The organism is Burkholderia sp. 8Y (genome assembly GCF_902506145.1).
Classification (GTDB): Bacteria; Pseudomonadota; Gammaproteobacteria; order Burkholderiales; family Burkholderiaceae; genus Caballeronia.
The window spans coordinates 330,459-356,280 of the sequence record NZ_LR733520.1 but is presented as its reverse complement, the minus strand read 5'-3'; the positions used below and the strand labels follow the sequence as shown (position 1 = coordinate 356,280).

The following is a 25,822-nucleotide window of genomic DNA, read 5'->3' as shown; positions in this document are numbered from 1 at the left end:
TAGGTTCATGCAGCGCCTGCGAAGTCATGCGCTGGTGCGTAAGGGCGCCGATCTTAGAAAGCGAAATACGGACCTTGTCCGGCCGGCGTCGCTTTCCCTGAGATGGCTGTGTACACGTTGCGTCCATAAAAGAACGGCAGTCCCAAGTCAAACGTGCTCGCCAGCTGGCCGGCGTAGTCGTTCATCGCATTGGCGCCTGATCCAAGCAGGGCTTGTGCATTACCCACCTGGAATCCGACCAAACTGGTGGCGCCGTTAAGCCCCTGCACGGATGCCGTCAACGAGAGCGCGGTGGCCGGGCAAAAGAACGATGAGCCCCCAGAACACTGCGCAATCGACGAGTCATCAAAGAACAAACCATTCGAGCCACTGTCAATGAACGCGTAACTGTATGTAGTTCCGTTGTATTGCGCAGAGAATGTATTGCGGGTCGGGTCCGTGGTATAGACGACAGCCGTGCCGAGCGCGTTGTTTGTCTGAGTACCTATACCGAAGATAATCGAGCCTGTGGCGCTCGCAGTGCCGCCAACTGGAACGGCAGGCAATTGCACGAGCACGCCGTTATTGTCGGTGGCGAAGTTGCTGACTGGATTGGTCACCTGCGCGCTCAGTGGGGCTTTTGTCGCACTGCAGCCCGAAGCCGAACAGGCGTAGTAGACGTTATACGCATGCGTCACGCAGGCCGGACAGTCCGCGGACTGCAGACCGACTCCCAGAATGCCGTTCGCGCCGATGAGTGACGGTGAGTCGATACTCTGGAAGCCCTGGCTGGAGCAAGACGGAGGCGCGGTTGGGTACGCGGGATCGGAAATGAGCTGGATCGAGGTGCCCGGAGCGCTTTCGCCGGCGAGCTTGATATCCGCTGACCGGACGGTACCCCAGGTTGTCCCTGAGCCGAACGCGGCGCAAGTCGCAAGCGCATTGGTGCCCGAGGCGACTTGCGGCAACGGAAGGGAAATCGCCGACGCGAACAGTCGCAAGCCATAAGAGCCGGTGTCGACAAGTACGTTATCGATGGTCTGGCAGTTCGACGAATCCGGAATGCACACCGTGACACTTGTCATCAGCAGGTTCGCAAAGCCATAAGGATTGGCGCCCACAAAGATCGTCTGCACGTTGTTTGCCACCAGCGCTGCTGGCGTTGCCACCGACGTCGTTGAGGAGCTTGAACTCGCCGGTACCGCTGGGGTGCTCGGACTCGAGGAGGTCGTGCTCGGACTTGACGAAGGCAAAGCCGTCGTTGCGCTGGACGGCGCGGATGCCGCCCCTCCGGAGGCAGGCACCGTCGAGGATGCCGGCGAACTATGAGTCACCGTATCCGAGCTGCTCTGACTGCCGCCGCCACAGCCCACCAAAATGGAAGCAGCGCTGACTGCTAGACACACGAGCAGCGCCCTTCGAACAAAAGACTTGCCAATCATTTGATGTCTTTCGCGTTGACGCCAGTAGGCATCGCGTTGGGGATGTAAGCTCGGCCGGAGTACGCACCCATGTGTCCGCCAGCTTGGACAACCAGCGCCGACGATGAAAGGCTGACTGGCCCGGTGCCGCCGTGTGCAGCCCTGAAGGCGGCCGTGCCATCGGACACGGTCTGCACATAATTCCCGAGCAGAGACCGGACGTCGGGCATCTGAGGCCCCTGCCAGGACACCGCGAAGACCGTTCCGGAGGCGGACACGTACTCTCGCACCATCGTGCCCGTCTCCAGCGCCATCTCATGAACTGTGTAGTGGGCGCGGGTCAGCGCGAATCGACTAGCCTTCAGTGTCGCTTGGTCGGTTTGCACCGATGCGGCTGCCGCTCCGAGGGCCGCGTACGAAAAACTGGGCAACACGACAATACCGGCAATCGCGGCGAAACCGGGTATTCCAAACCGTCTTGTGCAGACTAGCTGAACGATGCTCGACAAGAATTTCAAAGCCCTGACCTCATACGCGAATCACTCGACAAGCGGACGAGCGCTCGCGCGTCCGAAAGCGGCCCGCCGTCCATGCCTCGTATGTCGTCATCTGTTTCGTTTTCTTTAGCCTAGGAAGAAATCGCGGCCACGAGGCATCAGCGCCTACGATCGCCGACAGAAACGGAAGCCGTCTAGGTCAGTAAGGCGCTTTGCCGTCTGTATTCCTTTCGTAACCGGCACGGCGCTTGCGATACCGCCAGCGCCGCACAAAGGCACTAACTTATCGGAGACATCAATGAAACTTCTGACGACTCGGGACGGCCTGCCGCGGCTGTCGTGGGGGGCGATCATCGCAGGTGTGATCCTCTCGATGATCGTGTATCTGATCATGAGCGTGCTCGGCACAGCCATCGGGGCATCTTTGCTCTCCCCAATGTCGAAGCCTGACGCGTTACGCGGGTTTGGCTTCGGCTCCGGTGTATGGGTGATCATCACGACCGTGCTCGCCGTCTTTGTCGGCTCGTACTATGCCGGGCGCTGTTCGCCGGTCCTCGGATGGCTCCACGGCCTTCTCTCGTGGGCCGTTATGACGCTGTTGATCGTCTATGGCATGACGTCGCTGATCACCGGCGCGGTAAGCACCGCAGGCAGCGTCGCCGCAACCGGTGCACAGGTAGGTGCGACCGCCGCCAATCAATCCGGGGGTGGCAACCAGATCATCGATTCCGCAAAACAGCAGGTCCAAGCGGCGGTCGCATCGGCGGCGTCGGCCGCGTCCAGTCCCGAAGCCGAACAGGATGCCCGACAGGCAGCCGATACGGCCGCTCGGGGCGTCGCCCGCGCAAGCTGGTTCTCGTTCGCCGCCCTGGTCGTGGGTGCGATCATTTCCATCGTCTCCGGGGGCGCGGGCTTTCGTCATCAACCGCCGTTTGAGGAAAGTGGTGGCTCGGCGGTGGACCGGGATCTGGCATTGGACCGTAACCGGGGGGTTAGGAGTGGCGGGCGTCTTTAAGAAGCGGCCGCAGTGTAGTCACGGTTCGACTGTCCACTGCGAAACCATCAGCGGGAGCACGGAAGCGTTCAAGCGGCCCCTGTTCGCCAAGCTGGTGGATAGGCGGATCATCGAGCGCCCGCAAACCGGGCTGGCCCGAGCAAAGGCCGAAGGGGTTAAGCTGGGCCGGAAGTCCGCCCTTGGTCCCCAAGAGCAACAGAAGGTCCGCGAGGCCCTTGCTGCAGGTGTTTCGGTGTCTCAGCTGGCCCGAAGTTACAGTACTTCCAGAGCCACGATTCTCAGAGCCAAGGTATCCGACAAGAGGTTACGCATAGTTAGCTAACGCCGACGCGCCGCCAGGTATCAAGGTTTTTGATGTGACGCCGTTATCTCTGGTAGTGAGCACTTGGACGTCTCACATCTTCTCCAAGGCAGGGACGTATCAACGACTTGCTATGGACACTCAGGCCGCTACCCCCACTCTCTCTTTAAGGTAGCGGTCTTTTTTTTGCCCCTCCAGTAGCTTCCCCTGAGGGGCATCAGCAAGGGTGAAGCGAAGGGCTGTTACCTTGCGCCGTGCCTTGATGCAGTTGTGTGCGTCAAGTTGTGCAGAAACCGGATGCCGGTGGTTTCAGTTGATCCATCTGCGCTGAGTGCGGCGCGGAGGGCGTAGCCCGCAGCGCCGAACCCGCGCGCCCGCTATGCAGCAGCGCGCAACAACTCCTTCTTCTGCTCAGCCAGCAAGGCCATGTTCAGATAACGGCTGTCTTCCAGCCACGTTTCATGCGTTTCGCTACACAGGGCCCTGATCAGCCGAAGGCACGACGCTTCGTTGGGAAAGATGCGCACGATACGCGTGCGCCGCCGGATTTCCTCATTCAGTCGCTCCAGCATGTTGGTGGACTTCAGGTGCTTGTGATGCGCGCGCGGCAATCGGTAAAACGTCAACGTCTCAGCGATGTTGCCTTCGACCCAGTCCACCAGCTTCGGATATTTTCCCTGCCACTTGCTGATCCACGCAGCCAGATCCCGTTGCGCTTCCTGCAGGTCGCGACGGTCGTACATCCAGCGCAGCTCCTGCAGGCAGTCGTCATCGGCCTTGCGCGGCAAATAGTCCAGTGCGTTGCGCAGAAAGTGCACGTAGCAGCGCTGCCAGGCGGCTTCCGGCAGCACCTCACCAATCGCCTTCTTCAGCCCCGCGTGGTCGTCCGAGGCGACGAACTCGACGCCTGACAGGCCGCGCTTCTTTAGCGCCAGAAGGAACTCTTTCCAGCTCGAATGGCTTTCGCGGTTGGCCAGCTCCACAGCCAGCACCTGCCGGTGGCCTTCCCAGTTGATGCCGATGGCAATCAGCACCGCCTGCGAACGGATCACGCCCGACTCACGCACCTTCTCATAGCGCGCGTCGACGATCAGATACGGATACGCTTCTTCCAGTGGCCGGCGTGCAAACTTTGCCAGCGTCGCATCCAACCCTTTATTGATCGCCGAAATCGCCGAGGCCGAAAAGCTGTGGCCGCACAGCTCTTCGGTAATCGCCTTGACCTTGCGCGTAGACACACCCTGCACGTACATCTCGGCCAACGCCGCCACCAACGCCTTCTCGCTGCGCGCGTAGCGCTCGAAGAGGGCCGTTGAGATTTCGCCATGCCGATCACGTGGCACGCGCAACTCCAGTTTGCCGATGCGCGTCACCAGAGCGCGGCCGTAGTAGCCCGCGCGATAGCCGCTTCGCGTCCCGCTGCGCTCATTGGGCGCAGCGCCCAGCAGCTCTGTCATTTCCGCTTCGAGCACTTCCTGCGTAAGCGGCTCGTCGCAACCGTTATAGGCGCTGACCGCCCTACGCAGCAAAGTGTTGTCCATCACTTTCGATTTGATGGACACTACTTTGTCAGAGTTCTCAGAGACGAAGCCGGGTAGTAGAGCGGGCCGTCCGAATTATGCACGGGAGCTCCGGAACCGACTGGCAGCAGCAGCGTGTGAGCCGGGCGTCTCGGTGGCGAGACTAGCCCGTGAGCATGGCATCAACGCGAACATGCTGTACACCTGGCGGCGCCGATATCTTGCCGAGCAGCACACTGCGTCTGCCGAGCTCGTGCCAGTCGTACTGCTGAGTGACGCGCCGACGCAGGTCGTGTCCTCCCAGCCGGGCGATTCCGAAGCGGAAGATAGCAAACCCGAGTCGCCTGTGGGCACCATCGAGATCCGCGTCGGCCGTGTGGTGGTTAAGATAGACGGTTTGGTCGATGCCGAGATGCTTCGAATCGTCTTGAGCAGCTTGCGATCATGATCTCGCTGCCGGCTGGTACGCGCATCTGGATTGCTGCGGGCGTAACCGACATGCGATGTGGGTTCCAGGGGCTGGCTGCAAAGGTGCAAACGGTGCTTGAAGAGGATCCACTGGGTGGCAACGTCTACATCTTCCGAGGTCGCCGAGGCGACCTTATAAAGGTCCTCTGGGCCACGGAGGACGGAATCTGGCTTCTCGCAAAGCGTCTTGAGCGAGGCCGGTTTATCTGGCCCAGGGCCGAGGGCGGGAAGATCCATCTGAGCTCAGCACAACTGTCGATGCTTCTCGAGGGCATCGATTGGCGACAGCCCCGTCGCACCGCCGCGTTGTCGATGTTGTAAACCGCGCGGAACACTCGTAAACTGCCGTGCATGTCGAACGGCGCCGATCTTCCTGACGATGTTGATCTCCTGAAGGCCTTGTTGGTCGAGGCTCGTAGTCTGCTTGCCGAACGCGATATCGAGATCGAGCAGCTCAAGGCACAAATCGACAAACTTAGGCGCATGCAGTTCGGCCGCAAATCCGAGCAGTTGCAGCGGCAGATTGAGACCCTCGAGACTCAACTCGAGGATCTGGCCGCCGGACGCGGCGTTGCAGACGTGCGGCGTGCGCAGGCCCGAGGGGCAAACGCGTCCGCTCCCGTTGCAACGACGGACGCAGCGGTTTCGAGGCAAGCGCTGCCTGCGCACCTCGCGCGTGAGGATCATGTGCTCGAGCCCGAGTCGAACTGCCCGGACTGCGGGCAAACATTGCAGCTGCTTGGCGAGGACATATCTGAACAACTCGCCCGAGTTGCAGCCGCGTTCAAAGTCATTCGCACCATCCGGCGAAAACTTGTTTGCCCAGGCTGCCACGCTATCAAACAGCTGCCGATGCCGGGACTGCCGATTGAGCGGAGCATCGCCCACCCGAGTCTGCTCGCGGACATCCTCGTCTCGAAATATGCAGATCACCAGCCGTTGTATCGACAATCGGCGATCGCCGCACGCGACGGCGTCACGCTTGACCGGGCCAGCATGGGGCGCTGGGTCGGCCAGTGCGAAGCGTTGTGCGCGCCGCTGATCGAGGCGCTGCGCCGATATACGGTGTCGGCCGCCAAACTGCATGCCGACGACACGCCGATTCCCGTACTCGCACCGGGCAACAGAAAGACCCGCACCGGCCGGCTCTGGGTCTACGTGCGCGACGATCGTCGCTCGGGCTCCACGCAACCCGCTGCGGTATGGTTCGCATACTCGCCGAACAGGCAAGGCATCCACCCTCAAACTCATCTCGCTGGCTTCACAGGGACGCTGCAAGCGGACGCCTACGCGGGCTTCGACGAGCTGTTCCTTGATGGCTCAATACTGGAAGCCGCCTGCCATGCTCACGCGAGGAGAAAGTTCTACGATATCCACGTGCGAACGCCGTCCGACACGACGCAGAAGGCGCTCGAATACATTGGCGCGTTGTAGGACATTGAAGCCTCGATTCGCGGCAAGCCTGCGGACGAACGGCTGCGAATACGACAGGAGAAAGCGAAGCCACTGCTTCAAAAGTACGAAGCGTGGCTCAAGGCCAAGCTCGAGGCGTTATCGTCGAAGTCTGACACTGCCAAGGCGATCAACTACTCGCTTAACCAGTGGCACGCGCTGACGCTCTATTGCGAAGACGGCACGCTCGAGATCGACAACAACATCGCGGAAAACGCGCTGCGTTGTGTAAGTTTGGGTCGCAAGAACTTTCTATTTGCGGGGTCCGACAGCGGTGGTGAACGTGCTGCTGCAATGTATTCGTTAATTGGTACATGCGCCCTCAACGACATCGATCCGCGCGCTTACCTGAACTATGTGTTGGCAAGAATCGCTGACCACAGAACCTCTGCCATCGACGAGCTCTTGCCATGGCGTGTGGCTGACAAGCTGCATGCACCGGCCAGTCCACCACATCAAGCTATCTAGCCGCTCCACCCGAGGCCATCATGCCACCGGCGCGCGGGCTTGTACCAACGGCCTTGGCAAGTCGCTTACCTTCCTGCAGCGCATCCTTCATGAGCGCCTTCATCAGATGCCGGTCGCCGGCAACCAGCGCTTCCGCTGACGGCCGGTTCGTACTACGCTTGGTCGTGGCCATGGTGTAAGCCCTCCCGAGGGCAGGTTGACGAACCGGACATTCATCAACTTACACCACGGCCACCCCCGCCTCTGCGCTCCTGACGCCTCAGCGTTTTTGCACATCGTTCAGCACACTACCCTTGATGCCTTCCCACTCAATGAGCCATCCCTCCTCGCTCAGCTCCTTTACGGGCCCGGTAACCCAACGGCGTCACTGAGCCAAATTCTCGGTGTAGCTGGCGTTACCCACAGGAACAGGGAATTCCTGACAATTCGCAGGGAATTTTCCTAGAGTTAACAGGGGAATTCCTCACATTTCCTCACCCAACGCCAACATCAGAAAGGGTTCCAGCCTCCTAAAAATGCGAAGCAAGCCGATAGACGGCTGGAACGCCCGTTGCGGTCCTTGTCGGACGCGCTTCACCTTCCGGCTTGCGTACGCCTTTTTTTTCGGAGATGCCGCAATGACCCAGACTATCGTTGGTGTATTTAATACTTTCCAGGATGCCGAGCTCGCCCAGACCCGCCTCGAAGCAGAAGGCATCGCGCGCGCAGACATGAGCGTGCACTCGAACGATGCAGACTTGTCGCTGACCTCGGGCGCTGCCACGCGCGATGTCGCGACGGACCGTCCCGTTGACGAGACGCACGAAGGCGCAATGGGCCGCGTCGAACACTTCTTCAAGAGCCTGTTCGGCGACGATGACCGCCCAGAAGAGATCGGCCATTATCAGGAGGCGGTGCGTCGTGGCAGCGCACTGCTGTCGGTGGGCGTGCCAGATGGAACGTCGACCGAACGCGTGCGCGACGCGCTGTATGCGGCCGGTGCAATTGACATCGATTCGCGTGTCGCGCAATGGCGCAACACGGGCTACACCGGATACGACCGCAACGCGCCCGCCTATACTGCGGACGAGATGGCAGCGGAAAGGCAGGCCTTTCCGGTGGTGCAGGAGTCGCTGGAAGTCGGCAAGCGCGAGGTTCAAACCGGTGGCGTGCGCGTGTACTCGCGAATGACCGAGACGCCGGTCACCGAGTCCGTGAATCTGCGCGAGGAGCATGCGAGCATCGAGCGCCGCGCGGTGGACCGTCCGGCGACCGCAGCGGATCTGAAGGAAGGCTTCGTCGAGGTTAAGGAAACCGCTGAGCAACCGGTCGTGGCGAAGACGGCGCGCGTCGTCGAGGAAGTGGTCGTCGGCAAGGAAAGCTCCAACCGGACGGAGACGATCACGGATACGGTGCGCGGCACCGAAGTCGAAGTCGAACGCACCGCCGCGAGGGAGGGCACCGCCCCGGCTGTGCCGACGACGAATAAGACGCTATAAGGCATTTGCGCATGGGCTAGGACCGACGCCCCACGCCGGGCTCGGGCCGGCCCGAGCGCATCTCTCGGTGCAAGCGCCGCCGGCTTTGAGACTGAACGCCCGAGCCTACGGATGCGATTCTTAAGCGTGGGCGGGCTGCAGCTTGAAAGTCGACACCGAAGCCTTCAAGTCGCCCGCCTGCGTCGCCAGTGAGTTGGCTGCGGCTGCGGCCTGCTCCACCAGCGCCGCGTTCTGCTGCGTCACCTCGTCCATCTGCGTCACAGCCTGATTGACCTGTCCGATGCCTTTGCTCTGCTCGGTGGACGCCGCCGCGATCTCGCCCATGATGTCCGTCACCCGTTTGACCGCGCGGGTGATCTCATCCATCGTCGTGCCCGCTTCTTCCACGTAGGTTCTTCCGGCCTGCACGCGCTGCACGGAGTCCTGGATAAGTTCCTTCACCTCTTTCGAGGCTGTCGCGGAGCGTTGCGCGAGCGACCGGACCTCGGACGCCACCACCGCGAATCCTCGGCCTTGCTCGCCTGCGCGGGCGGCTTCCACCGCTGCGTTGAGCGCCAGGATGTTCGTCTGGAAGGCAATGCCTTCGATGATGCCGACGATATCGGCGATCTTGTCCGAACTGCGGTTGATGCCCTCCATCGTCTCGACCACTCGGGAAACGACCCCACTGCCCTGACTTGCAACTTCCGCCGCCTGCACGGCAAGCTGGCTCGCCTGGCGGGCGTTGTCCGCGTTCTGGGTGACCGTGGAGGTCAGTTCCTCCATGCTGGCGGCGGTTTCTTGCAGGGACGCGGCCTGCTCCTCAGTGCGCTGAGAGAGATCCTGGTTTCCCGCTGCGATCTGGCTCGTCGCGGTGGCGATGGAACCCGCCGATGTTTTGATCGCGTTGATCGTGCCGGTCAGTTGCTCTTGCATGCGCTTCATCGAGAAGAGCAAGCTCGTGCGGTCGCCTGGCACGGTATTCACGACGGCCGTGAGATCGTTGTCCGCGATCCGGCTGGCAATCTGCGCCGCGTAAGACGGCTCGCCACCGAGTGAGCGCATGATGCCTCTGTTCAGGACGACCACAACGCCCGACAGCACGATAGCCAGCGCGAGCAGAATGCCAAAGCTCTGGAGCAGGCTGGCGTGGAAAGCGGCGTCAATGTCGTCGACGTACACGCCGGTCATCAGAATCCAGTCCCACGGTTGATAAGACACGTTGTACGAGATCTTTGGCACCGGTTCGCTCGAACCGGGCCTGGGAAAGGAGAACGTCGTAAAGCCCTGCGCGCCGTTTTGCGTGACCTTGACCGCGTCAATATAGAGGGCGACGCCGTTGGGGTCTCGGTAGCTTCCGACGTCCTTGCCGTTCATCTCAGGCTTCATGGGGTGCATCAGCACCGTCGGATGCGAATTCAGGAGCGTGAAGTAACCGCTCTCGCCGTAGCGAATGTTGCGAACACTTTCCAGCGCCAGCTTCTTTGCATCTTCCGGGGTCATCGCGCCCGTAGCGGCGGCCGCGGCGAAGCTCTTCACTTCGCTCAGAGCAATCTCTGACGCATGCTTCAGGTCCGCCTTCCGCTCTTCCAATCGGACGTCGCGGGTATGGTACGCGTTGTAGAACGACAGGCCGGCAAGACAGAACAGGCTCAACACCAACGGAAGCCACAGTTTTTGAACGAACGACAACTTCATGCTACGAGCCTCTCTGGATTATTTATGCCGGCGCAACGGCGCAGTCCGTGCTGGACTCTGCGGTCTTAGGCGTATTACGGCAGGCGCAGTGAAGCCTTAAGGCTGGTTTGCCCTAGCTGCGCGAAATAAACACCCGCCGGAAGACCGAGTAAGTTTGAGTCCCCGATTTACGGGGCTTCTTCGCAACAAGCTTCACGATCGTGCTTAAATGTCAGCTCCGCATCATCCGAACCGCACCGTGCTCACTTTCGATCAGCTAGCAGCGACCATCCGCGACCGTTTCCCCGACCTAAGTCCGCAATTCCAGGCGGGTGCCGCCTTCCTGCTCGACTCCCCGGATGAAGTAGCTGTCCTCTCCATGCGCAAGGTGGCCGAACGTGCGAACGTCCAGCCGGCCGCAATGGTCCGCCTCGCGCAACATCTCGGTTTCTCCGGCTGGAACGAGCTTCGCGAGATTTTCGTGAGCCGAGTGCGCACGCGCCCTGAGCCGCTCACGACTCGCGCACGTTCGCTAGTTAAAGGCAGATCCGACAATCGTCTGAGCCGCGACCTCGCGCAAGCACAATCTCACAACCTTGAGCTCACCCTCGCACAAAACGCTGATGGCGTCATGGAAGCGGCGAAGATATTGAAGAAGGCACCGCACGTACATATCGCGGGCTTTCGCTCGTGTTACCCGGTCGCCTTCACCCTGCTCTACGGTTACCGCCTGTTTCGACCGTCCGTCAGCTTGATCTCGGGCGAAGCCGGCACGCTCGAGATGCAACTGCGCGGCATTGCGAAGCGCCATGCGACCGTCGTGGTCAGCTTCGCGCCGTACTCCGTCGAAGCAGTGCGCGTCGCAGAGGCGGCGGTTGACCGCGGCGCCAAGCTCATCGCGATTACTGACAGCGCGGTGTCGCCCATCGCCCTCAACGCGGACCACATCATGGTCTTCGCGCACGATTCGCCGTCATTCTTTCCTTCGCTTGTGGCCGCGTCGGCGCTTGCAGAAATGCTCATTGCACAACTGCTTGCGCTCGAGGGCAAAGACGCGATCGCGAATCTGGAAGAAGCGGAACTCGCACTTCACTCTCAAGGGGCATACTCCGCCAGCTAGCGAACCACGCTCAGTTACCCCCCAGACGCTATACGCAACGGATGTTGCGGTATGATAGCCCCAAAACATCGCGCGTTGCACGCGCCTCGGAGGGGCACCGGTATGACTAACGTATTGCATCGCGCGCCGCTCGCCGTACTTCCCGTCGCGGTACGCGGCGATGGCATAGAGATAGTCGATTCGGCAGGCCGACGCTACATCGACGCGTGCGGCGGGGCCGCGGTCTCCTGTCTTGGCCACAGCCATCCCCGCGTGATCGAGGCAATTCAACGCCAGGTGCAGCAGTTAGCTTACGCGCACACTTCGTTCTTCACGACTGAACCGGCCGAGGCGCTCGCCGATATGCTCGTCGAAGCGGCCCCGAAAAACCTTGGCCACGTCTACTTCGTCTCCGGCGGTTCCGAAGCGATGGAGGCCGCGCTGAAGCTTGCGCGCCAGTACTTCGTCGAGAAGGGCGAACCCGGGCGCCGCCATTTCCTTGCGCGGCGCCAGAGCTATCACGGTAATACACTGGGTGCACTCGCGATCGGGGGCAACGCATGGCGTCGAGAGCCGTTCCTGCCCCTCCTGATGGAAGCGCATCACCTGACCCCGTGCTTCGCTTATCGCGAGCAGCGGGCGGGCGAAACCGACGAAGCCTTCGCGCAGCGTTTGGCCGACGAACTCGAAGCGAAGATTCTCGGCTTGGGACCGGAGTCGGTTGCGGCGTTCGTCGCGGAAACGGTCGTCGGCGCAACGGCGGGTGCAGTGCCCCCGGTGCGCGAGTACTTCAAGAAGGTCCGCGCGGTCTGCGACAAGCACGGCGTATTGCTGATTCTCGACGAAGTGATGTCGGGCATGGGCCGCACAGGCTACCTGTTCGCATGCGAGGAAGACGGGGTGTCGCCTGACATCCTTGCAATCGCAAAAGGTCTCGGCGCGGGATATCAGCCGATCGGGGCGACGCTGCTGAGCAACGAGATCTTCGATACGATCGTCGGGGGCTCGGGTTTCTTTCAGCACGGTCACACATATATCGGCCATGCCACGGCCTGCGCCGGGGCGCTGGAAGTACAGAAGGTAATCGCAGAAGACGCGCTGCTCGACAACGTGAAGGTGCGCGGCCAGCAATTGCGCGCGTTGCTCCGCGAACGTCACGCCCACCATCCGTTCGTGGGCGACGTACGCGGACGCGGCCTGTTCACAGGGGTCGAACTCGTGCAGGATCGTGAGAGCAAGACACCATTCGATCCGAAGCACAAGCTGCACGCGGTCATCAAAAGTGAGGCGATGAAACGCGGCCTGATGGTCTACCCAATGGGCGGCACCGTCGATGGCAGGATAGGCGATCATGTTTTGCTTGCTCCGCCGTTCATCACCACGAGCGAGCAAATCGAAACGATCGTCGAGCGGCTTAGCGACGCGATCGAAGGCGCACTCGGCGCGATCGGCGCGATCGGCGCGAAGGCCTAATCACCCACGAGTGCGACGAGCGACAGCACGCGATGAACGGCTCGCGTTGGCAGGTGTTTCACTCATCACGCTGCGCGTGCTATCCGAGCGCCGGCCGCTAGGCGCGGGTTAACGACACAGTAGTCGATGAACGCACTTGCCTGGGAGCGCACGGCACTGTTACCGGCTCCATCGACCCGATGAACGAGAATTGACATGAGCAAGAGACTACCCGACTTCGAAAGCGCTGACGCATCCGACGAGCAGAAGGCTGTGCTTCAGGACATCCTGAGCGGTCCGCGCGGCAATCTGAACGGACCCTTTCTCGGCTGGATATTCAGCCCCGAGCTTGCGCAAACAGCGCAAAAGCTCGGTGTGTTTTGCCGGTACAAGACCGGCCTCCCGCTGCGTTTGTCGGAACTCGCGATTCTTGTAATTGCAGCGCAGTGGCGCTCGCAGGCGGAATGGCACATCCACCTTCCGATAGCGCTCGATGCAGGCGTACCGGCGGACGTTGCCGAGGCGCTCAGGGCGCGTGGCAAGCCCAACTTTGCCGATGCTGACGACAAGCTCATCGTCGAGTTCGCGAGCGAGCTGTGTGAGACGAAGCGCGTCAGCGATGCGACGTATGACGCTGCGGTCGCGCGCTTCGGTCACACGGTCGTAGTCAATCTCGTCGGACTGTTGGGCTATTACACTTTGGTCGCAATGACACTGAATACCTTCGGCATGCGAGCTGAAGGGCAAACCGAACTGCCCTTTCCAGAGTAAGAAGTGTGCCGAGCACGCGTTCCCCCGGCACGCACATCATTCAAACGCCTTGTCATTCGGCGCAGCGTAAAGCTTCTGAACCTGCTCACTCATCGGGAAGTCGAAGTTGATGTTTTTCGGCGGTACGGGCGCCATGAACCACTTGTTGTACATTGTCTTGATCTCGGGACTCTTCATCACCGCGCTCATCGTGTCGTCCACGAGTTTTTTAAACTCTGGATCGCCCTTGCGCAGCATGAAGCCGTAGGCTTCCGACGATTGCGGCGTGCCGACGAGCACCCAGTCCGCGGGCTTTGCCGTCAATGAACGGGTGCCCGCGAGCAGCACGTCGTCCATCATGTACGCCACCGCGCGACCCGTTTCGAGCGTTACCCGCCCCTCCCCGTAGTCCTTCGCGCTGATGATGCTCATGTTCATCTTCTTCTCTTCGTTCATCTTGCGCAGAATGCGTTCCGATGTGGTGCCCTGATTCGTCACCACGGTCTTGCCTGCGAGGTCGGGGAAGTCCCTGATGCCCGAGTCCTTTCTGGTGAGCAATCTCGTCGTTGCGACGAAGAACGTATCCGAAAACGCGACCTGATTTTGCCGCGAGGCGAGATTGGTCGTCACGCCGCATTCGAGATCGACAGTGCCGTTCTGCACGAGCGAGATGCGGTTCTGGGACGTAACCGGGATGAAACGCACGCGCAGATCAGGATGCTTTGTCTTCGCCTTCACAGCGTCGATCACCTTGTTGCACAGGTCCTGCGAGAAGCCAACGACATTGTTGCTCGCATCCACATACGAAAAAGGAACCGACGTCTCCCGATGGCCGATTGCGATTAGATTGACCCGCTGTATCTTGTCGAGCGTCGACTGGCCGTCCTCGCCGTAGCTGGGCGCGGTGAAGCCTAAAAGCGCGGCGAGCGCGAAAGCGGATGCGAACAGCGGCCTCGATTCCATGGTGTCTCCTCGTGGTGTCATGTAGAACATATGTTGCCATGGAAATTAATATTGCAACGCTGCATTCGACCTACGCCGCCGTGCCTGCAACGCCGACGCCGAGCGCAGAGCCGCTATGCGTCGCTGCACTGTGTGCCACGCTTGCCTCCTTATGGTGAGGGCGCTTCGTTGACTTGGAACCGTCGCCGGACGGTCGAGACGCCGGCCTAGAAATGCGGGGTCAGGCCCAAGGGTGGAGCGGCCGAGTCGGCAAGAAGTCGAGAGGATGCGTCGCAGGTCGGACAGCGTTCAGACACTATTCGGAAGCCACGGAGGCTACACAGACCTTTCCATCCGTTCGAAGACCTAATGGCCCCGGGATGACGTCGGCCTGTTTGCCTTCCGAGGGCCGCCCTTACGGTGCGAGCGGCGCGTTAGCCGGCGCCCATACGTACGGTGCACGGGGACGGCGAAAGGGCCTGGTTGCTCGGTGCTCGACTTGCGGCGCCGCGTTTGCTTCACCGGCAAGGCACGATGGAAGCATCGGTACCCTTAGGAGATGCTGAAGGAAAGTGTCTGCATTCGAGTTATTTCAGCGATGCGCTAGAGCATTAGGCACTTTTACTGATTGATCGACGAAGCTGCCGAGTTTTTGTGACCGGCGGGGTCAATAAATGTCCCGAGGACCCGTTAAGCCTTGTGCTACCCGGGAGTACCACTGCTGACGGTCTCATCGTAATGAGAACAATCGCCTAAGGTTGACTGACGCACGCAAGCCATGGCCGGGCGCAAGCACAAAAAAAATCAACAAAAAGGACAGTAAGTGAACGTCGCAAACATGAAAGTCGGTGTCCGGATCGGGGCAGGTTTCGGATTTGTATTGATGCTGCTGGCTGTATTAGCCACAACGGGACTGATTCGCCTAAATAGCATTGGCAACAACAGCCGCCAACTCATTGAGCTTGACTGGGCCAAGGCCGAAGCAGCGCATACGATCGAGAGCAGGACGCGGGCTAACGCAAAGGACACGCTGCAACTGCTGGAAGAAACGGACAATAGCTCAGCAGAGCGCATCCGCGAGCGCATCAAAAGCAGCCACGACGTCATTGCTGCGGCCGAAACGACTCTCGCGAATCTCATCGCGTCCCCAGAGGGGAAGGACCTTCTTGCAACCTACAAGCAACGGCACGCTGCATACATCGAATCGCGCAACAAGGTCCTGCAATTGTTAGGCGAAGAAAGGAAAGACGAGGCCATGCAGTTGATGTTCGCGCAAACCCTCCCTGCCGCAACGGCGACCGAGCAGACCGTGGACCAGATGGCTGCCTTGCAGCAAAGGAACGCACAGCTGAGCGCCGCAAATGTCATGAAAGAGATCGCTTCCGCTCGCCTCGTGATGGTTTCGTGCGGACTGGGCGCCGTCCTTGCCGGTATTGGCTTGGCCTGCTGGTTGACACGTTCGATTACCCGCCCGGTCCGCGATGCCGTGAAGGTTGCTCAAGCGGTGGCACGCGGCCACCTCACCAGCAACGTCACTGTCACGTCGACTGATGAGATCGGTCAACTGCTGCAAGCGTTGCGCGACATGAACGTTAGTCTTATCTCCGTCGTCGGTCAGGTTCGCAGCGGCGCTGACACGGTCGGAACGGCGACCGCGCAAATTGCCGCGGGAAACCAAGACTTGTCCTCCCGTACGGAGGAGCAGGCAGCGTCACTCGAAGAGACCGCGTCGAGCATGGAGGAGCTAACCTCCGCGGTAAGACAAAACGCCGACAACGCCCAACAGGCGAATGCCCTAGCCGGCAATGCGTCGGACGTCGCCCGTAAGGGCAGCGCTGTTGTCGGGCGCGTCGTCGAGACTATGACGGACATCAGCGCAAGCTCTGCGAAGATTGCGGACATCACCGGAATCATCGAGGGCATCGCGTTCCAAACCAACATCCTGGCATTGAATGCGGCCGTGGAAGCGGCGCGCGCCGGCGAGCAAGGGCGCGGATTCGCTGTAGTGGCGAGTGAAGTTCGAAGCCTCGCACAACGGTCGTCGAGCGCTGCAAAAGAAATCAAGGAACTGATTACTGCGTCCGTGGACAAGATTCATGACGGCTCCACGCTGGCGGGCGAAGCCGGCAAGACGATGTCCGAAGTCACCCAGGCTGTCGCGCGGGTGACGCAAATCATGGGCGACATTGCCGCCGCATCGACTGAACAAAGCCGGGGGATCGAGCAGGTGAACCAGGCCGTCACGCAGATGGACCAAGTCACGCAGCAAAACGCCGCACTGGTAGAAGAGGCGGCGGCCGCCGCTACATCGCTCGAGGAACAGGGGCGGCAATTGAGCGAGGCGGTGGCATTTTTCAGTATCGGTGAGGCGCGCGTCAACCCGATGCACGCTGACAGAAACCTTAGTACACGAGCGACGCCCACCATCGGTGTTCCCACCATGGGGGTGCCCGTTTAGCGAGGCCAGTGGTCGTTGCGTGGCGGCCGGTGGCCTCGTGCATTCCGACTAGATTCGAGCGCCTGAGGCAATGGTTCTACTGCCGCATCTCGCGTACATCGCCGGTTACGCGGGTCTAACGCGATCGTGAGCCTCGTCGCCGGCTTCGTTCTTCTCGGCGTCCCTGGCGTCTGCGGAGGCTTCTGTGAAGTCCCACTATTCGGCGACTACGTCTTAAGTGGGTGACGCTTGCCCACCGCCTCTGTTATCGATACCCGCAGGAGCCTGATGTCGATTGGCTTGACGAATACACGGTCGAACCCGCTCTCGATTGCGCGCTCGCTTACTTCAGGGCCACTGTATCCGCTTAGCGCGATCAAATACGGCTGCTTGTCTCCAAGGATGTCTCTGGCGCGCCGCGCCACCTCGAAGCCATCGATGCCAGGCAAGCCGATATCTACAATGGCCACCATGGGCGTCTGCGCCACCATGGAGTCGACGCCGCTGTTGCCGTCGGACGCCGTCTCAACGGTGTACCCGAGTGACTCCAGCATGGCAGCTGTCGCCGCTCTCACGTCATCGTTGTCCTCCACCAGCAGAACGGAGACATCGTCATCGGCGAAGACGTAGAAGGGCTCAGTTAGCGGCAGAGACCGCTCGTCTTCGACAAAAGAAAGAGGAATGTCGACGATAAACTGGCTACCTTTGCCTACGCCTTCAGAGCGCGCCACAAGCGTGCCGCCGTGCAACTCCACGAATCGACGCGCGAGGTTCAGACCGATGCCCAGTCCACCCTCCGCGCGGTCGAACTTGCTGTTCACTTGCGTGAACAACTCGAAGATCGACTCGAGGTACCGCTGCGGAATACCTCGTCCGTTGTCCTCAACCGTGAGAACGGCTCTTCGTTCTTCGCCCGCCGTGCTCGCGGACAGACGCATACGAATATTTCCACCGCAGTCGGTGAACTTGACGGCGTTCGAAAGTAGGTTGGCAACCACCTGCTGCAAGCGCGTGGCGTCGCCACACATCGCGTAATCGCCGGGAGCGAGGTCGATGATGAGAGCATGGCCTTTCGTCTCGAACTGTCTTCGCACGGAGTACGCGGCCGTCTCGATAACCATGCGCAGGTCAATCGCTTCCCGATGCAACTGGATGGCGCCGCGCGAGACACGCGACGCGTCGAGTAAATCGTCGACCAGCCGGGTCAGCGTACCGATCTGCCGGTTGATCAGCGAGCCAATTTCGGCCGGCACTCCTTGGGCGGCATCGCTCATGTCGATGAGCTGAAACGCCGATGCCAGCCCCGCCAATGGATTGCGAAGCTCATGCCCGAGCATTGCGAGGAACTCGTCCTTCCGAAGGCTCTCGTCCTTCAGGCGGGCAGCGAGGGCGAATGCCTCCTCGCTCAGCCTGCGCAGTTCCTGATTGGAGTTCGATAGCTGCCGGCTTCTACGAATTAGCTCGGACTCGCTTTCGACGTGCGTTGTCCCCCGATCGTCCTTTTGGCCACTCGGCGCCGTCCCACGTCTCTGGACGTCAGCAACAAGGTCGGTCACGTTTTCAACGCGATGTATGATGAATGCCACTGAGCCGTCAGGGTTGAGCAGCGGGATGTTGATAGGACTCCAGTACCGCACAAGGAACGCGCCAGTCTGGCTCGAGCGATCCGGAACGTCGTAGCGCTGCAACGCCATCGCGTCCGTGCGGCGCAGACGGATGACGCGCTCGAGGGACTCGCCAAGCGTCTTCGTCGCCTCCGACTTTTGATCCGCCGGATTGTCGGGAAAGGCATCGAATACCGCACGGCCGATTAGATCGGCTCTATCGCTGACGGTCTCGCGCAGGTAGGCGTCGTTTGCATCGAGGATTGAGTAGCGGCCGTCGACCGCCAATAAAAGGCATGGGCTGGGGAGCAGCGCGAAGACGATCCGGTACACGTCGGCAGGCAAGTCGGGGGGGTCGGTTTTCATATAGCGTCCTCCGGGCACTCGGATGAATGCGTGGCACAATGGGCCGATTTTACTTTTCTTAGCAGCGTGTGTTCCTCGAACTCACGCACGTATGGGTGGAAAGACATGAAAGAACCCAACGGCAGCACCGGCTCTCCTCTGGAACAGACGCTCAGGAAGAGCGGCATCGATGCGATCGGCCATGCAGGCTGGGGCACGCACTTTTGTCAGTTCTATGAGAGCAAGCGCGACCTTCTAGACATGCTCGTGCCCTATTTCGAAGCAGGGTTGAAGGACAACGAGCGATGCCTTTGGGTAGCATCGGACCCGTTGACTGCCGAAGAGGCCGAGACTGCGATGGTCGAGGCGCTCCCCGACTTCAAGAAGTACATTTCCAACTCCCAAGTCAACTTCAGGCCCGCGTCGGACTGGTATCTGCGCGACGGCACATTCGACGCCGATCGCGTCATTAGTCAATGGGTTGGCTTGGAACAAGATTCTCGCGCACGTGGCTTCGAGGGCTTGCGCGTTACCGGGAACACCTTTTGGCTAGATAAGACGCGGTGGCACGACTTCGCCGCCTATGAGTCACGCCTCAATCAAACACTTGGAAAGCACCGCATCATCTGCGTATGCTCCTACTGCCTCGAGCGTTCGACGGCGGCCGATGTGCTGGATGTGTGCAGCAGTCACCAGTTCGCATTGACTCGCCGAAACGGGACATGGCAGTTGGTCGAGAGCGACCCCCTCGCCGTTGCCCGGGCAGAACTGGCGCGCGCCAACGCGGAACTGGAAGCGCGCGTCGAAGCGCGTACAAGAGACCTTGAGCTGCTGCTGCGCGAACGCGACGAATTCCTCTCGATGCTGAGCCACGAACTGCGCAATCCGCTGGCGCCTTTACAAAGTGCCGCAGAGATCATCCGCCAGGCGAACCCTGCAGACAACCGTGCCGCGGTCGCCACCGACATCGTTAGCCGCCAGGTTCATGCCCTGTCGGTCATGCTCGGCGATCTGCTCGACGCTGAACGTACGACAAACGGCATGTTCTCCCTGAGGACCGAGAGGGTCGCCCTACGATCTGTCCTTGAAGACGCGTGCAATTCGGTGCGCGTGGTCGCGGAGGCGCACCGGCAGACTTTGACCGTCGAGTGGCCGGGCCCGCTGATCTCCGTCGATGTGGATCGCGTCCGTCTCGGCCAGGTTTTTGCGAACGTGCTCATCAACGCAACACAGCACGCGCCCACCGGAGGCGTCATTTCAATCCACACCAACGTGGAAGAAAGCGCAGTGAGTGTGACGATCAGCGACACCGGCCCCGGCGTGCCCGCCGAAATACGCGACCGCGTCTTTGAGCCGTTCGTGCAAGGCCCGACGAGTCTCGATCGTCCGAAGGGCGGCATCGGCGTGGGCTTGGCCATCGCGCGGCAGATCGTGGAGAAGCACGGCGGTACGCTGGCCGTTCAAGAGACGGAAGACCAGCGATGGGCTGATTTCGTCATTCGGCTGCCCAGAGCTAGCGCGGCTGACGGCAGCGGACCGCATACTGACGCAAAGTCATCCTCGGGCCAAAGCACTATTGCGTCCACGAGACTCAAGATTCTCGTTCTTGACGATGAGGCTGACATTGTCGAGGCCACGGCAGCGCTGCTGGAATTGAACGGTCATGACGTGCGGACAGCATTCGAAGCCGAAGGCGCGCTGCAGAGTGCACGCGCGTTCAGACCGGACGTCATTCTTGCTGACATAGGACTGCCGGGCACCGACGGATATGAATTCGCGCGCAAGCTGAAATCGGAGCCACGCATGAGCAATGCCCGACTCATTGCGGTGACGGGCTACGGAAGCCGGGCGGACAAGGAGAAAGCGCGCAGTGCCGGATTCGACGCACATCTTGTTAAGCCCGTAGCTCCAGACTTGCTCTTGCAGTCACTTCCCGCTCCTGTTGACAATCACGCCCACGAGACAGCCGGCTTCCTGGAATCGATAAGGACATGAGGCTCCGAACATGCTGGCTTCGAAGAGCGCTCCCCTTGCTGGTCGGGCGTAGTGGCGCCACGCCTCTGCGGCCGACGCCGCTGCTTCGATAGTGTGGCAACTATCGCCGAGAACCTAATTGGCTCTAGCGCTCCGACGCTCGCATTTCCGCTAATCCCGAGCGCCTAAAGGCGGCGTCCGTTAGCGGTGCCGGAACGGGGTGCAAGCCGGTTATCTCATCGAGAATTTCGGGCTGACGGCGAATCTGATGCTCGCGTGCTCTGCGGACTCGTAGTCGGCGGGCCAGACGACTGCCTCGACACAATCGCGGTGCAAATTGGAAGGCGGAAGTGCGTTTTCTTGTTGGCCGGGCGTTGGCGAAGCGGCAGCTTCGCGTTAGGTTTGGGTGTTACCAAATTCAGTATATCGATTATGACGATAGAACTGTGGCTGTCCAATCCCAAAGAAGCGTATGCACAATGGCAACGCGAGGAAGCGACGGGCGCGGACCGTCGCGCGTTCGCAGAACAGTCGATCATCCAGCATCGCTCGATGTTTTCAAGGTTCAACGACTATCTTGTCGCCCATGGGCAGTCAGTCGCCACGTTCGGTCCCGACCACGTCGAGGGGTTTTTCGCGGGCCTCGAGCGGGATTGCGCGCCCGGCACGAGCACAAGGCTGCGCTACCTGAAGCTAATCGACCGCTTCACCCGACACTTGGTGAACATGGAGATGCGCGCCGATAACCCGGCCGCCGGTATGCTCGCCAACGAGAGCTGGCCCGAAGACGAGCCAACGCCAATCTATCTATCTGCAGAGGACGATGCGCGGCTCCAAAACATCCTTGCTTCCGCCAAACCCGAATCGTTCAAACAACTGCGTAACGTGGCCATCGTTGCGCTGTTCCTAGGCGCAGGCGTGACCGCAGCTGAACTCCGGCAAATGCGCGTCGACGATCTTGACGCCGAAGACGTGCGCCCTACCGTCTTCGTTGAGAAGCACGGGCCGCGTATCGCGCGTCGAGTACCTATCGATGCTTTCGCCTCTGAAGTGCTATGCGCTTACATAGACGCGCGCCGCTCGGTACTGTGCCCGACTGAATGGCTCTTTATCACGACGACGGCCGGCAAACCAATGCAGCCTGACACGCTGCTCAAATGCGTGCGCTCCGCCTTGCACGAGGCGAATCTTTCCGCTGCTGACGAGAGTCCCCGCCTGCTTAGAAACACTTTCGGCCGACGTCATTTGATTGCGGGGAAAAGTAACGAGCAGGTCAGCAGCCTGATGGGGTTGTCCAGCCATCGGACGGCGACGCGGCTGCGCCAGACCATTGTGCCGACGCAGGCGGAAATTACGCAGCAATGACAGAGAGCGGCCATAAAGGAACATTCGATATCGCTAACCGAAGACACTCTAGCGGCGTCTCCTTATTTATAAGCGGTCGCTCGAAGCACGGAAATCGCGCTCCGCAGCACCATGAATCGGTAGTCAACGCTGAAGTGACAAGTCACCGTGGCCATGGACCGCCGTCCCTGTCTAAGCTGGTAACTGTGAGGGGCCTACCCGCGCTTTCAGGCGAATGGAAGCGCGGTTCGAGGTTACTGGGCAGCTTCTTCGATTGCCATCGTAATACCCTGGCCCACGCCGATGCACATGGTGCAACCTGCGAAGCGGCCACCAGTCCGTTCGACTTGATAAGTTGCCGTCGTAATTAAGCGCGCTCCGCTCACGCGGAGCGGGTGACCAAGTGCGATCGCGCCACCGTTCGGGTTGACTCGCTGGTCATCGGGTTTAAGGCCGAGCAGGCGCAACGTCACAATTCGCTGGGACGCAGCTTCGTTGAGCTCGATGATGTCGAAGTGCGACAACTGCCGGCGCCGGGCCGATACCCATGATACGTGGCGCAACTCCCGCCGTTGCCATGCCGAGAATTCGCGCCTTCGGCTTGAGCCCGCAACGGAATGCTGCTTCCGCGCTTGCCAACAGAAGTGCTGCCGCACCGCCATTCACGCCGGATGCATTGCCCGCAGTGACTGTACCTTGCGGCTTGACGCCCTTCAACCGGCTGAGAGACTCGATGTTCATGTCGCGAGGATGCTCGTCTTGACTTACGACCGTCGGCTCGCCTCTCTTCTGCGCGATAGAGACTGGTTCGATTTCGTTGTCGAAGATGCCATTTGCCTGTGCACTCAGGGCCTTCTGCCGACTGCGGAAAGCAAAGCGGTCATTACAGTCTGAACAGCCGGCCCCGCGCAACTTCCATTCGCCATTCGAGGTCTTCGCCGCCACGCTCGCATCAGCATGTCAACCTTAAGGCACTAAACATTAATCGCGCTGTTGCGCTTCACCCTTGAAACCGCCAGACCATTGCTCGACATATTCGAAGCAGCGGTGAAATCTTTATGCCATTTATTGCGCATCTATTCCGGACGATTCACCGGCACCGGGCGATGTCGCTTTAGCGCGCATTAAAGTTTCTTGCAATACAACCGTAAACACGCTCTAGCGTTCGCGCTAGAAACGCGCCATCGCTTTATCTGACGGGTTATCAAGCCTGCTTTCGAATCTGCTTGTCGGGGAAACAATGTCATCTTCCAAAGACGCGATCCGCGGATCGCTCGTCGTTCTTGAAGCCGTCGATGCCGCGCGCAATACGCGCGCCTTTCTGCTCTTTATCGCCTGTGCCGTCGCGGCGCTCGTTGTGGCAGGCATCTTTATCGGCATTGCCGGGACGCTCGCCAGCAATGGCGCATTCGTAATTGGCGGCCTGTTTTCCTTCATCGGGTCGCTGGCGGCGACGATTCTCGTTGCGACCGGCGTATCGGCGGCGGGCAAGACGCTGATGGATCAGATTCAGGGCCGCCCCACGCTGGGCGCGCGGGACGCACTCATCGCGGGCCTGATGACACTGCCCCGGCTTGCGGCGATCTTCCTGATCGAAATCGCGGTCTTCCTCGCCTTCATGATCGTGCTCGCGATCGTGCTGTTCATCTGCAAGATCCCATTCCTCGGGCCGCTGCTCTATACGGTCGTTTATCCGATCGCCTCCGTAATCGGCGGTATCCTGTGGTTCAGCTTCATGTTCGTCGTGAACCCGCTCGCCGCGCCGGCCTTCTGGGAAGGCTATGGCGTGCGCGCGGCGCTCGGCACGCTGGGCATGAACCGCGCGTTTAATATCGGCCGCCTGCTGCCGCCGATCGTGCAGCAGATGGTCCTGCTCTTCATGGTGGGCATCGTGGCTTTCATCGCCTCGACCATCGTGTTCGGTGGCTCCGCATTCGTGGCGGCGCTCGCAAGCGGCATCATCGGCTTTGGCGGCAGTCTCCTGTCGCTCTACTCGGGCTTCGGGTTTGCCGGCTTTGGCGGCATGGGTGGGATGGGCAGCGGCATGAGCGGCTATCTGCTCGCAACGTTCGTTGGCGTCGGCATCCTCGGCGCGCTGGCCTATACGTTCCCACTGCTCGTCTATCTGGCCGGCATCTGCAACATTTTCCTGAACCTCGCCGGCGCGCATGCTGCGCCCCCTGCCGCGGACGATACGCCTGCGTCTCCCGCGCCGCGCGCGCCGCTCGCACCCGAGCCGCTCCCGCCGCACGCACCGGCGGTGCTCGCGCATGAAAACCATGCCGCCTCGCGCGCCTGCAAGGCCTGCGGCGCGGGCGCCGAAGCGGAAGACGCGTTCTGCGGCGAATGTGGCGCCGACCTACCTGGAGGCGTGTAATGGCGCGCTTTTGCGTCAAATGCGGCAGCAAGCACGATCACGATGCGCGCTTCTGCGATGAATGCGGCACACCGGTACAGGCACGCCGTGCCGCCAACGCTGCCCCCGCCACGACGGCCGCCCCGGGCACGCCCCGGCCCAAGCCCGCTGGCCCGACGGCCGCGCCCGCCGCAGTCCCGCTTGACAGCAACTGGCGCAAGGTGGCTTTGGGGGGCGGCGTCGGTGTCGCCGTGCTGGTGGTTGCGGGCGGCATCACCGCATTCCTGGCCATGCCGCCGTCCACGCCCTCCGCGTCCGATCTCGGCGATCTGCTGAACGCCGACAAAACGAAGGTTGCAGGCGCAACGTGTCTGAGCGATTTCCCCTACGGCAAGAACCCCGTCGTGGTGGGCGGCTTTGACGCGAGCACGCTGCAATGGCTGCAGGTGCTGTCCAAAGCGGGCATCTACGGGCCGCCGCAGCCGGTCGCCAATGCGTTTATGTTCGGCGACGGCCAGCAGTTCTCGCATACGGCGCTGGGCGAAGAGAAGATTCACGACGGCAGGCTCTGTTTCGCCGATGGACTCACGGTAACCTCCGTCGATTTCACCAAGCCGGTCAAGATTGGCGAGCGCTGGCACACGCAAGGCAGGTATGGCTACGCCTATCGCAACGCGGACGCCTGGACAAAGACGCCGGAAGCCCAGCGCGCCGAGCCCAATAGCTTCGCCAATCTGCCCAAGACCACTTACATTTCGCTGGTGAAGGGCGATCACGGCTGGCAGATCGACAACGGCACGAGCGCGAACGACGAAGTCGCGCTGCTCAACGGCCTGCAAGGCGGGATGCAAGGCCGCGCGCGCAGCGAAAGCCGCTCGGGCGAGGGCCTTTTCAGCAAGATTGCTAGCGCGGTGTCCGGCCTGTTCGGTTCACGGCCTACGTATGTCGGCAGATGGCGCGAGGGGAACACCATCAACAGCGTGATCGAATTCACGCGCGACAGCGCCACCTTCGGAGGCAATACAACGGCGATCGAATACGTCGTCGACAAGCAGGACAACAAACAGTTTTATCTGAAGCACGATGGCACGAACTTCGCCCTCATCAAGGTGATCGACCACGACACCCTTGAATTTTCACTGGGCTTCGGCAGCGAGCGCCTGCGTCGCGTCGACTAGCGAGCACGCCCCGCCCAGCCACCACGACCACAGAGACCTAGAATGCGTTGTCAGAAATGCGGCTTTTCGAATAGCCCGAGCGCAAA

20 protein-coding genes and 3 pseudogenes are annotated in these 25,822 nt (G+C 60.8%); 15 read left to right on the top strand and 8 right to left on the bottom strand.

Annotation, left to right across the window (positions count from 1 at the left end):
• Window positions 1-53 precede the first annotated feature (53 nt).
• Window positions 54-1,115: a DUF3443 domain-containing protein gene (locus GV035_RS12265; protein ID WP_236572592.1), complete on the bottom strand. Its 1,062-nt coding sequence runs from the start codon at window positions 1,113-1,115 to the stop codon at window positions 54-56.
• Between the two features lies 1 nt (window position 1,116).
• On the opposite strand from GV035_RS12265, the gene GV035_RS12260 reads away from it, so the two are divergent.
• Window positions 1,117-1,308 (top strand): hypothetical protein, encoded by a 192-nt coding sequence (locus GV035_RS12260; protein WP_159835367.1) that lies wholly within the window; start codon window positions 1,117-1,119, stop codon window positions 1,306-1,308.
• Window positions 1,309-1,417: 109 nt separating this feature from the next.
• On the opposite strand, the gene GV035_RS12255 is transcribed toward GV035_RS12260, so the two are convergent.
• Window positions 1,418-1,918, bottom strand: a complete 501-nt coding sequence (locus GV035_RS12255) for a DUF2844 domain-containing protein (RefSeq protein WP_159835366.1) — start codon at window positions 1,916-1,918, stop codon at window positions 1,418-1,420.
• Between the two features lie 277 nt (window positions 1,919-2,195).
• Between GV035_RS12255 and GV035_RS12250 the strand changes: the two genes are divergently transcribed.
• The gene (locus GV035_RS12250) at window positions 2,196-2,912 is read left to right on the top strand and encodes a hypothetical protein (RefSeq protein ID WP_159835365.1); all 717 of its coding nucleotides are present in this window, start codon (window positions 2,196-2,198) and stop codon (window positions 2,910-2,912) included.
• Window positions 2,839-3,234: a helix-turn-helix domain-containing protein gene (locus tag GV035_RS29735; RefSeq protein WP_268892285.1), complete on the top strand. Its 396-nt coding sequence runs from the start codon at window positions 2,839-2,841 to the stop codon at window positions 3,232-3,234. Before GV035_RS12250 ends, GV035_RS29735 begins: the two co-directional genes overlap by 74 nt.
• A gap of 356 nt (window positions 3,235-3,590) precedes the next feature.
• Here GV035_RS29735 and GV035_RS12240 read toward each other — a convergent pair.
• Window positions 3,591-4,691 (bottom strand): annotated as a pseudogene (locus tag GV035_RS12240) (IS256 family transposase); the annotation flags it as partial.
• 76 nt (window positions 4,692-4,767) lie between these two features.
• On the opposite strand from GV035_RS12240, the gene tnpA reads away from it, so the two are divergent.
• The 3 genes and pseudogenes from tnpA to tnpC all read left to right on the top strand — a co-directional run bounded on the left by tnpA (window position 4,768) and on the right by tnpC (window position 7,121).
• On the top strand, window positions 4,768-5,181 hold the full coding sequence (gene tnpA / locus GV035_RS12235; RefSeq protein ID WP_159837848.1) for an IS66-like element accessory protein TnpA: 414 nt from the start codon (window positions 4,768-4,770) through the stop codon (window positions 5,179-5,181).
• Window positions 5,178-5,522, top strand: coding sequence for an IS66 family insertion sequence element accessory protein TnpB (gene tnpB, locus GV035_RS12230; RefSeq protein ID WP_159835364.1), 345 nt, complete (start codon window positions 5,178-5,180; stop codon window positions 5,520-5,522). The genes tnpA and tnpB overlap by 4 nt, the downstream gene beginning before the upstream one ends.
• A 30-nt stretch (window positions 5,523-5,552) precedes the next feature.
• A pseudogene (gene tnpC, locus GV035_RS12225) lies at window positions 5,553-7,121 on the top strand (IS66 family transposase).
• Here the strand turns inward: tnpC and GV035_RS12220 are convergent.
• Window positions 7,114-7,293, bottom strand: a complete 180-nt coding sequence (locus GV035_RS12220; protein ID WP_159835363.1) for a hypothetical protein — start codon at window positions 7,291-7,293, stop codon at window positions 7,114-7,116. The pseudogene tnpC and the gene GV035_RS12220 overlap by 8 nt on opposite strands.
• Window positions 7,294-7,738: 445 nt before the next feature.
• Here GV035_RS12220 and GV035_RS12215 point away from each other — a divergent pair, with 445 nt between their 5' ends.
• Window positions 7,739-8,599 carry a YsnF/AvaK domain-containing protein gene (locus tag GV035_RS12215; protein ID WP_159835362.1) on the top strand — a complete coding sequence of 287 codons (861 nt, stop codon included), beginning with the start codon at window positions 7,739-7,741 and terminating at the stop codon, window positions 8,597-8,599.
• A 120-nt stretch (window positions 8,600-8,719) separates the two neighbouring features.
• Here the strand turns inward: GV035_RS12215 and GV035_RS12210 are convergent, their stop codons facing one another.
• Window positions 8,720-10,276, bottom strand: a complete 1,557-nt coding sequence (locus tag GV035_RS12210; protein WP_159835361.1) for a methyl-accepting chemotaxis protein — start codon at window positions 10,274-10,276, stop codon at window positions 8,720-8,722.
• A 238-nt stretch (window positions 10,277-10,514) separates the two neighbouring features.
• Between GV035_RS12210 and GV035_RS12205 the strand changes: the two genes are divergently transcribed.
• The 3 genes from GV035_RS12205 to GV035_RS12195 all read left to right on the top strand — a co-directional run bounded on the left by GV035_RS12205 (window position 10,515) and on the right by GV035_RS12195 (window position 13,577).
• A complete protein-coding gene (locus tag GV035_RS12205) occupies window positions 10,515-11,375 on the top strand; it encodes a MurR/RpiR family transcriptional regulator (protein ID WP_159835360.1) in 861 nt (286 codons plus the stop codon).
• Window positions 11,376-11,477: 102 nt separating this feature from the next.
• Entirely contained in the window at window positions 11,478-12,827 is a 1,350-nt protein-coding gene (locus tag GV035_RS12200; RefSeq protein ID WP_159835359.1) for an aspartate aminotransferase family protein, read from the top strand.
• Between the two features lie 195 nt (window positions 12,828-13,022).
• Window positions 13,023-13,577 carry a carboxymuconolactone decarboxylase family protein gene (locus GV035_RS12195; protein WP_159835358.1) on the top strand — a complete coding sequence of 185 codons (555 nt, stop codon included), beginning with the start codon at window positions 13,023-13,025 and terminating at the stop codon, window positions 13,575-13,577.
• Window positions 13,578-13,613: 36 nt separating this feature from the next.
• Here the strand turns inward: GV035_RS12195 and GV035_RS12190 are convergent, their stop codons facing one another.
• Window positions 13,614-14,519, bottom strand: coding sequence for a glutamate/aspartate ABC transporter substrate-binding protein (locus GV035_RS12190; RefSeq protein WP_159835357.1), 906 nt, complete (start codon window positions 14,517-14,519; stop codon window positions 13,614-13,616).
• Window positions 14,520-15,321: 802 nt separating this feature from the next.
• Here GV035_RS12190 and GV035_RS29840 point away from each other — a divergent pair.
• Entirely contained in the window at window positions 15,322-16,956 is a 1,635-nt protein-coding gene (locus GV035_RS29840; RefSeq protein WP_328698916.1) for a methyl-accepting chemotaxis protein, read from the top strand.
• A 206-nt stretch (window positions 16,957-17,162) separates the two neighbouring features.
• On the opposite strand, the gene GV035_RS12180 is transcribed toward GV035_RS29840, so the two are convergent.
• Window positions 17,163-18,905: a hybrid sensor histidine kinase/response regulator gene (locus GV035_RS12180; RefSeq protein ID WP_159835356.1), complete on the bottom strand. Its 1,743-nt coding sequence runs from the start codon at window positions 18,903-18,905 to the stop codon at window positions 17,163-17,165.
• A 105-nt stretch (window positions 18,906-19,010) separates the two neighbouring features.
• Here GV035_RS12180 and GV035_RS12175 point away from each other — a divergent pair, with 105 nt between their 5' ends.
• Window positions 19,011-20,879 (top strand): hybrid sensor histidine kinase/response regulator, encoded by a 1,869-nt coding sequence (locus GV035_RS12175; protein ID WP_159835355.1) that lies wholly within the window; start codon window positions 19,011-19,013, stop codon window positions 20,877-20,879.
• 411 nt (window positions 20,880-21,290) lie between these two features.
• On the top strand, window positions 21,291-22,223 hold the full coding sequence (locus GV035_RS12170) for a tyrosine-type recombinase/integrase (protein WP_159835354.1): 933 nt from the start codon (window positions 21,291-21,293) through the stop codon (window positions 22,221-22,223).
• Between the two features lie 233 nt (window positions 22,224-22,456).
• Here GV035_RS12170 and GV035_RS12165 read toward each other — a convergent pair.
• Window positions 22,457-23,084: pseudogene (locus GV035_RS12165) on the bottom strand (3-oxoadipyl-CoA thiolase); the annotation flags it as partial.
• A 358-nt stretch (window positions 23,085-23,442) separates the two neighbouring features.
• On the opposite strand from GV035_RS12165, the gene GV035_RS12160 reads away from it, so the two are divergent.
• Entirely contained in the window at window positions 23,443-24,579 is a 1,137-nt protein-coding gene (locus GV035_RS12160; protein WP_159835353.1) for a hypothetical protein, read from the top strand.
• The gene (locus GV035_RS12155; protein ID WP_159835352.1) at window positions 24,579-25,736 is read left to right on the top strand and encodes a zinc ribbon domain-containing protein; all 1,158 of its coding nucleotides are present in this window, start codon (window positions 24,579-24,581) and stop codon (window positions 25,734-25,736) included. The genes GV035_RS12160 and GV035_RS12155 overlap by 1 nt, the downstream gene beginning before the upstream one ends.
• The last annotated feature ends 86 nt before the right edge of the window (window positions 25,737-25,822 follow it).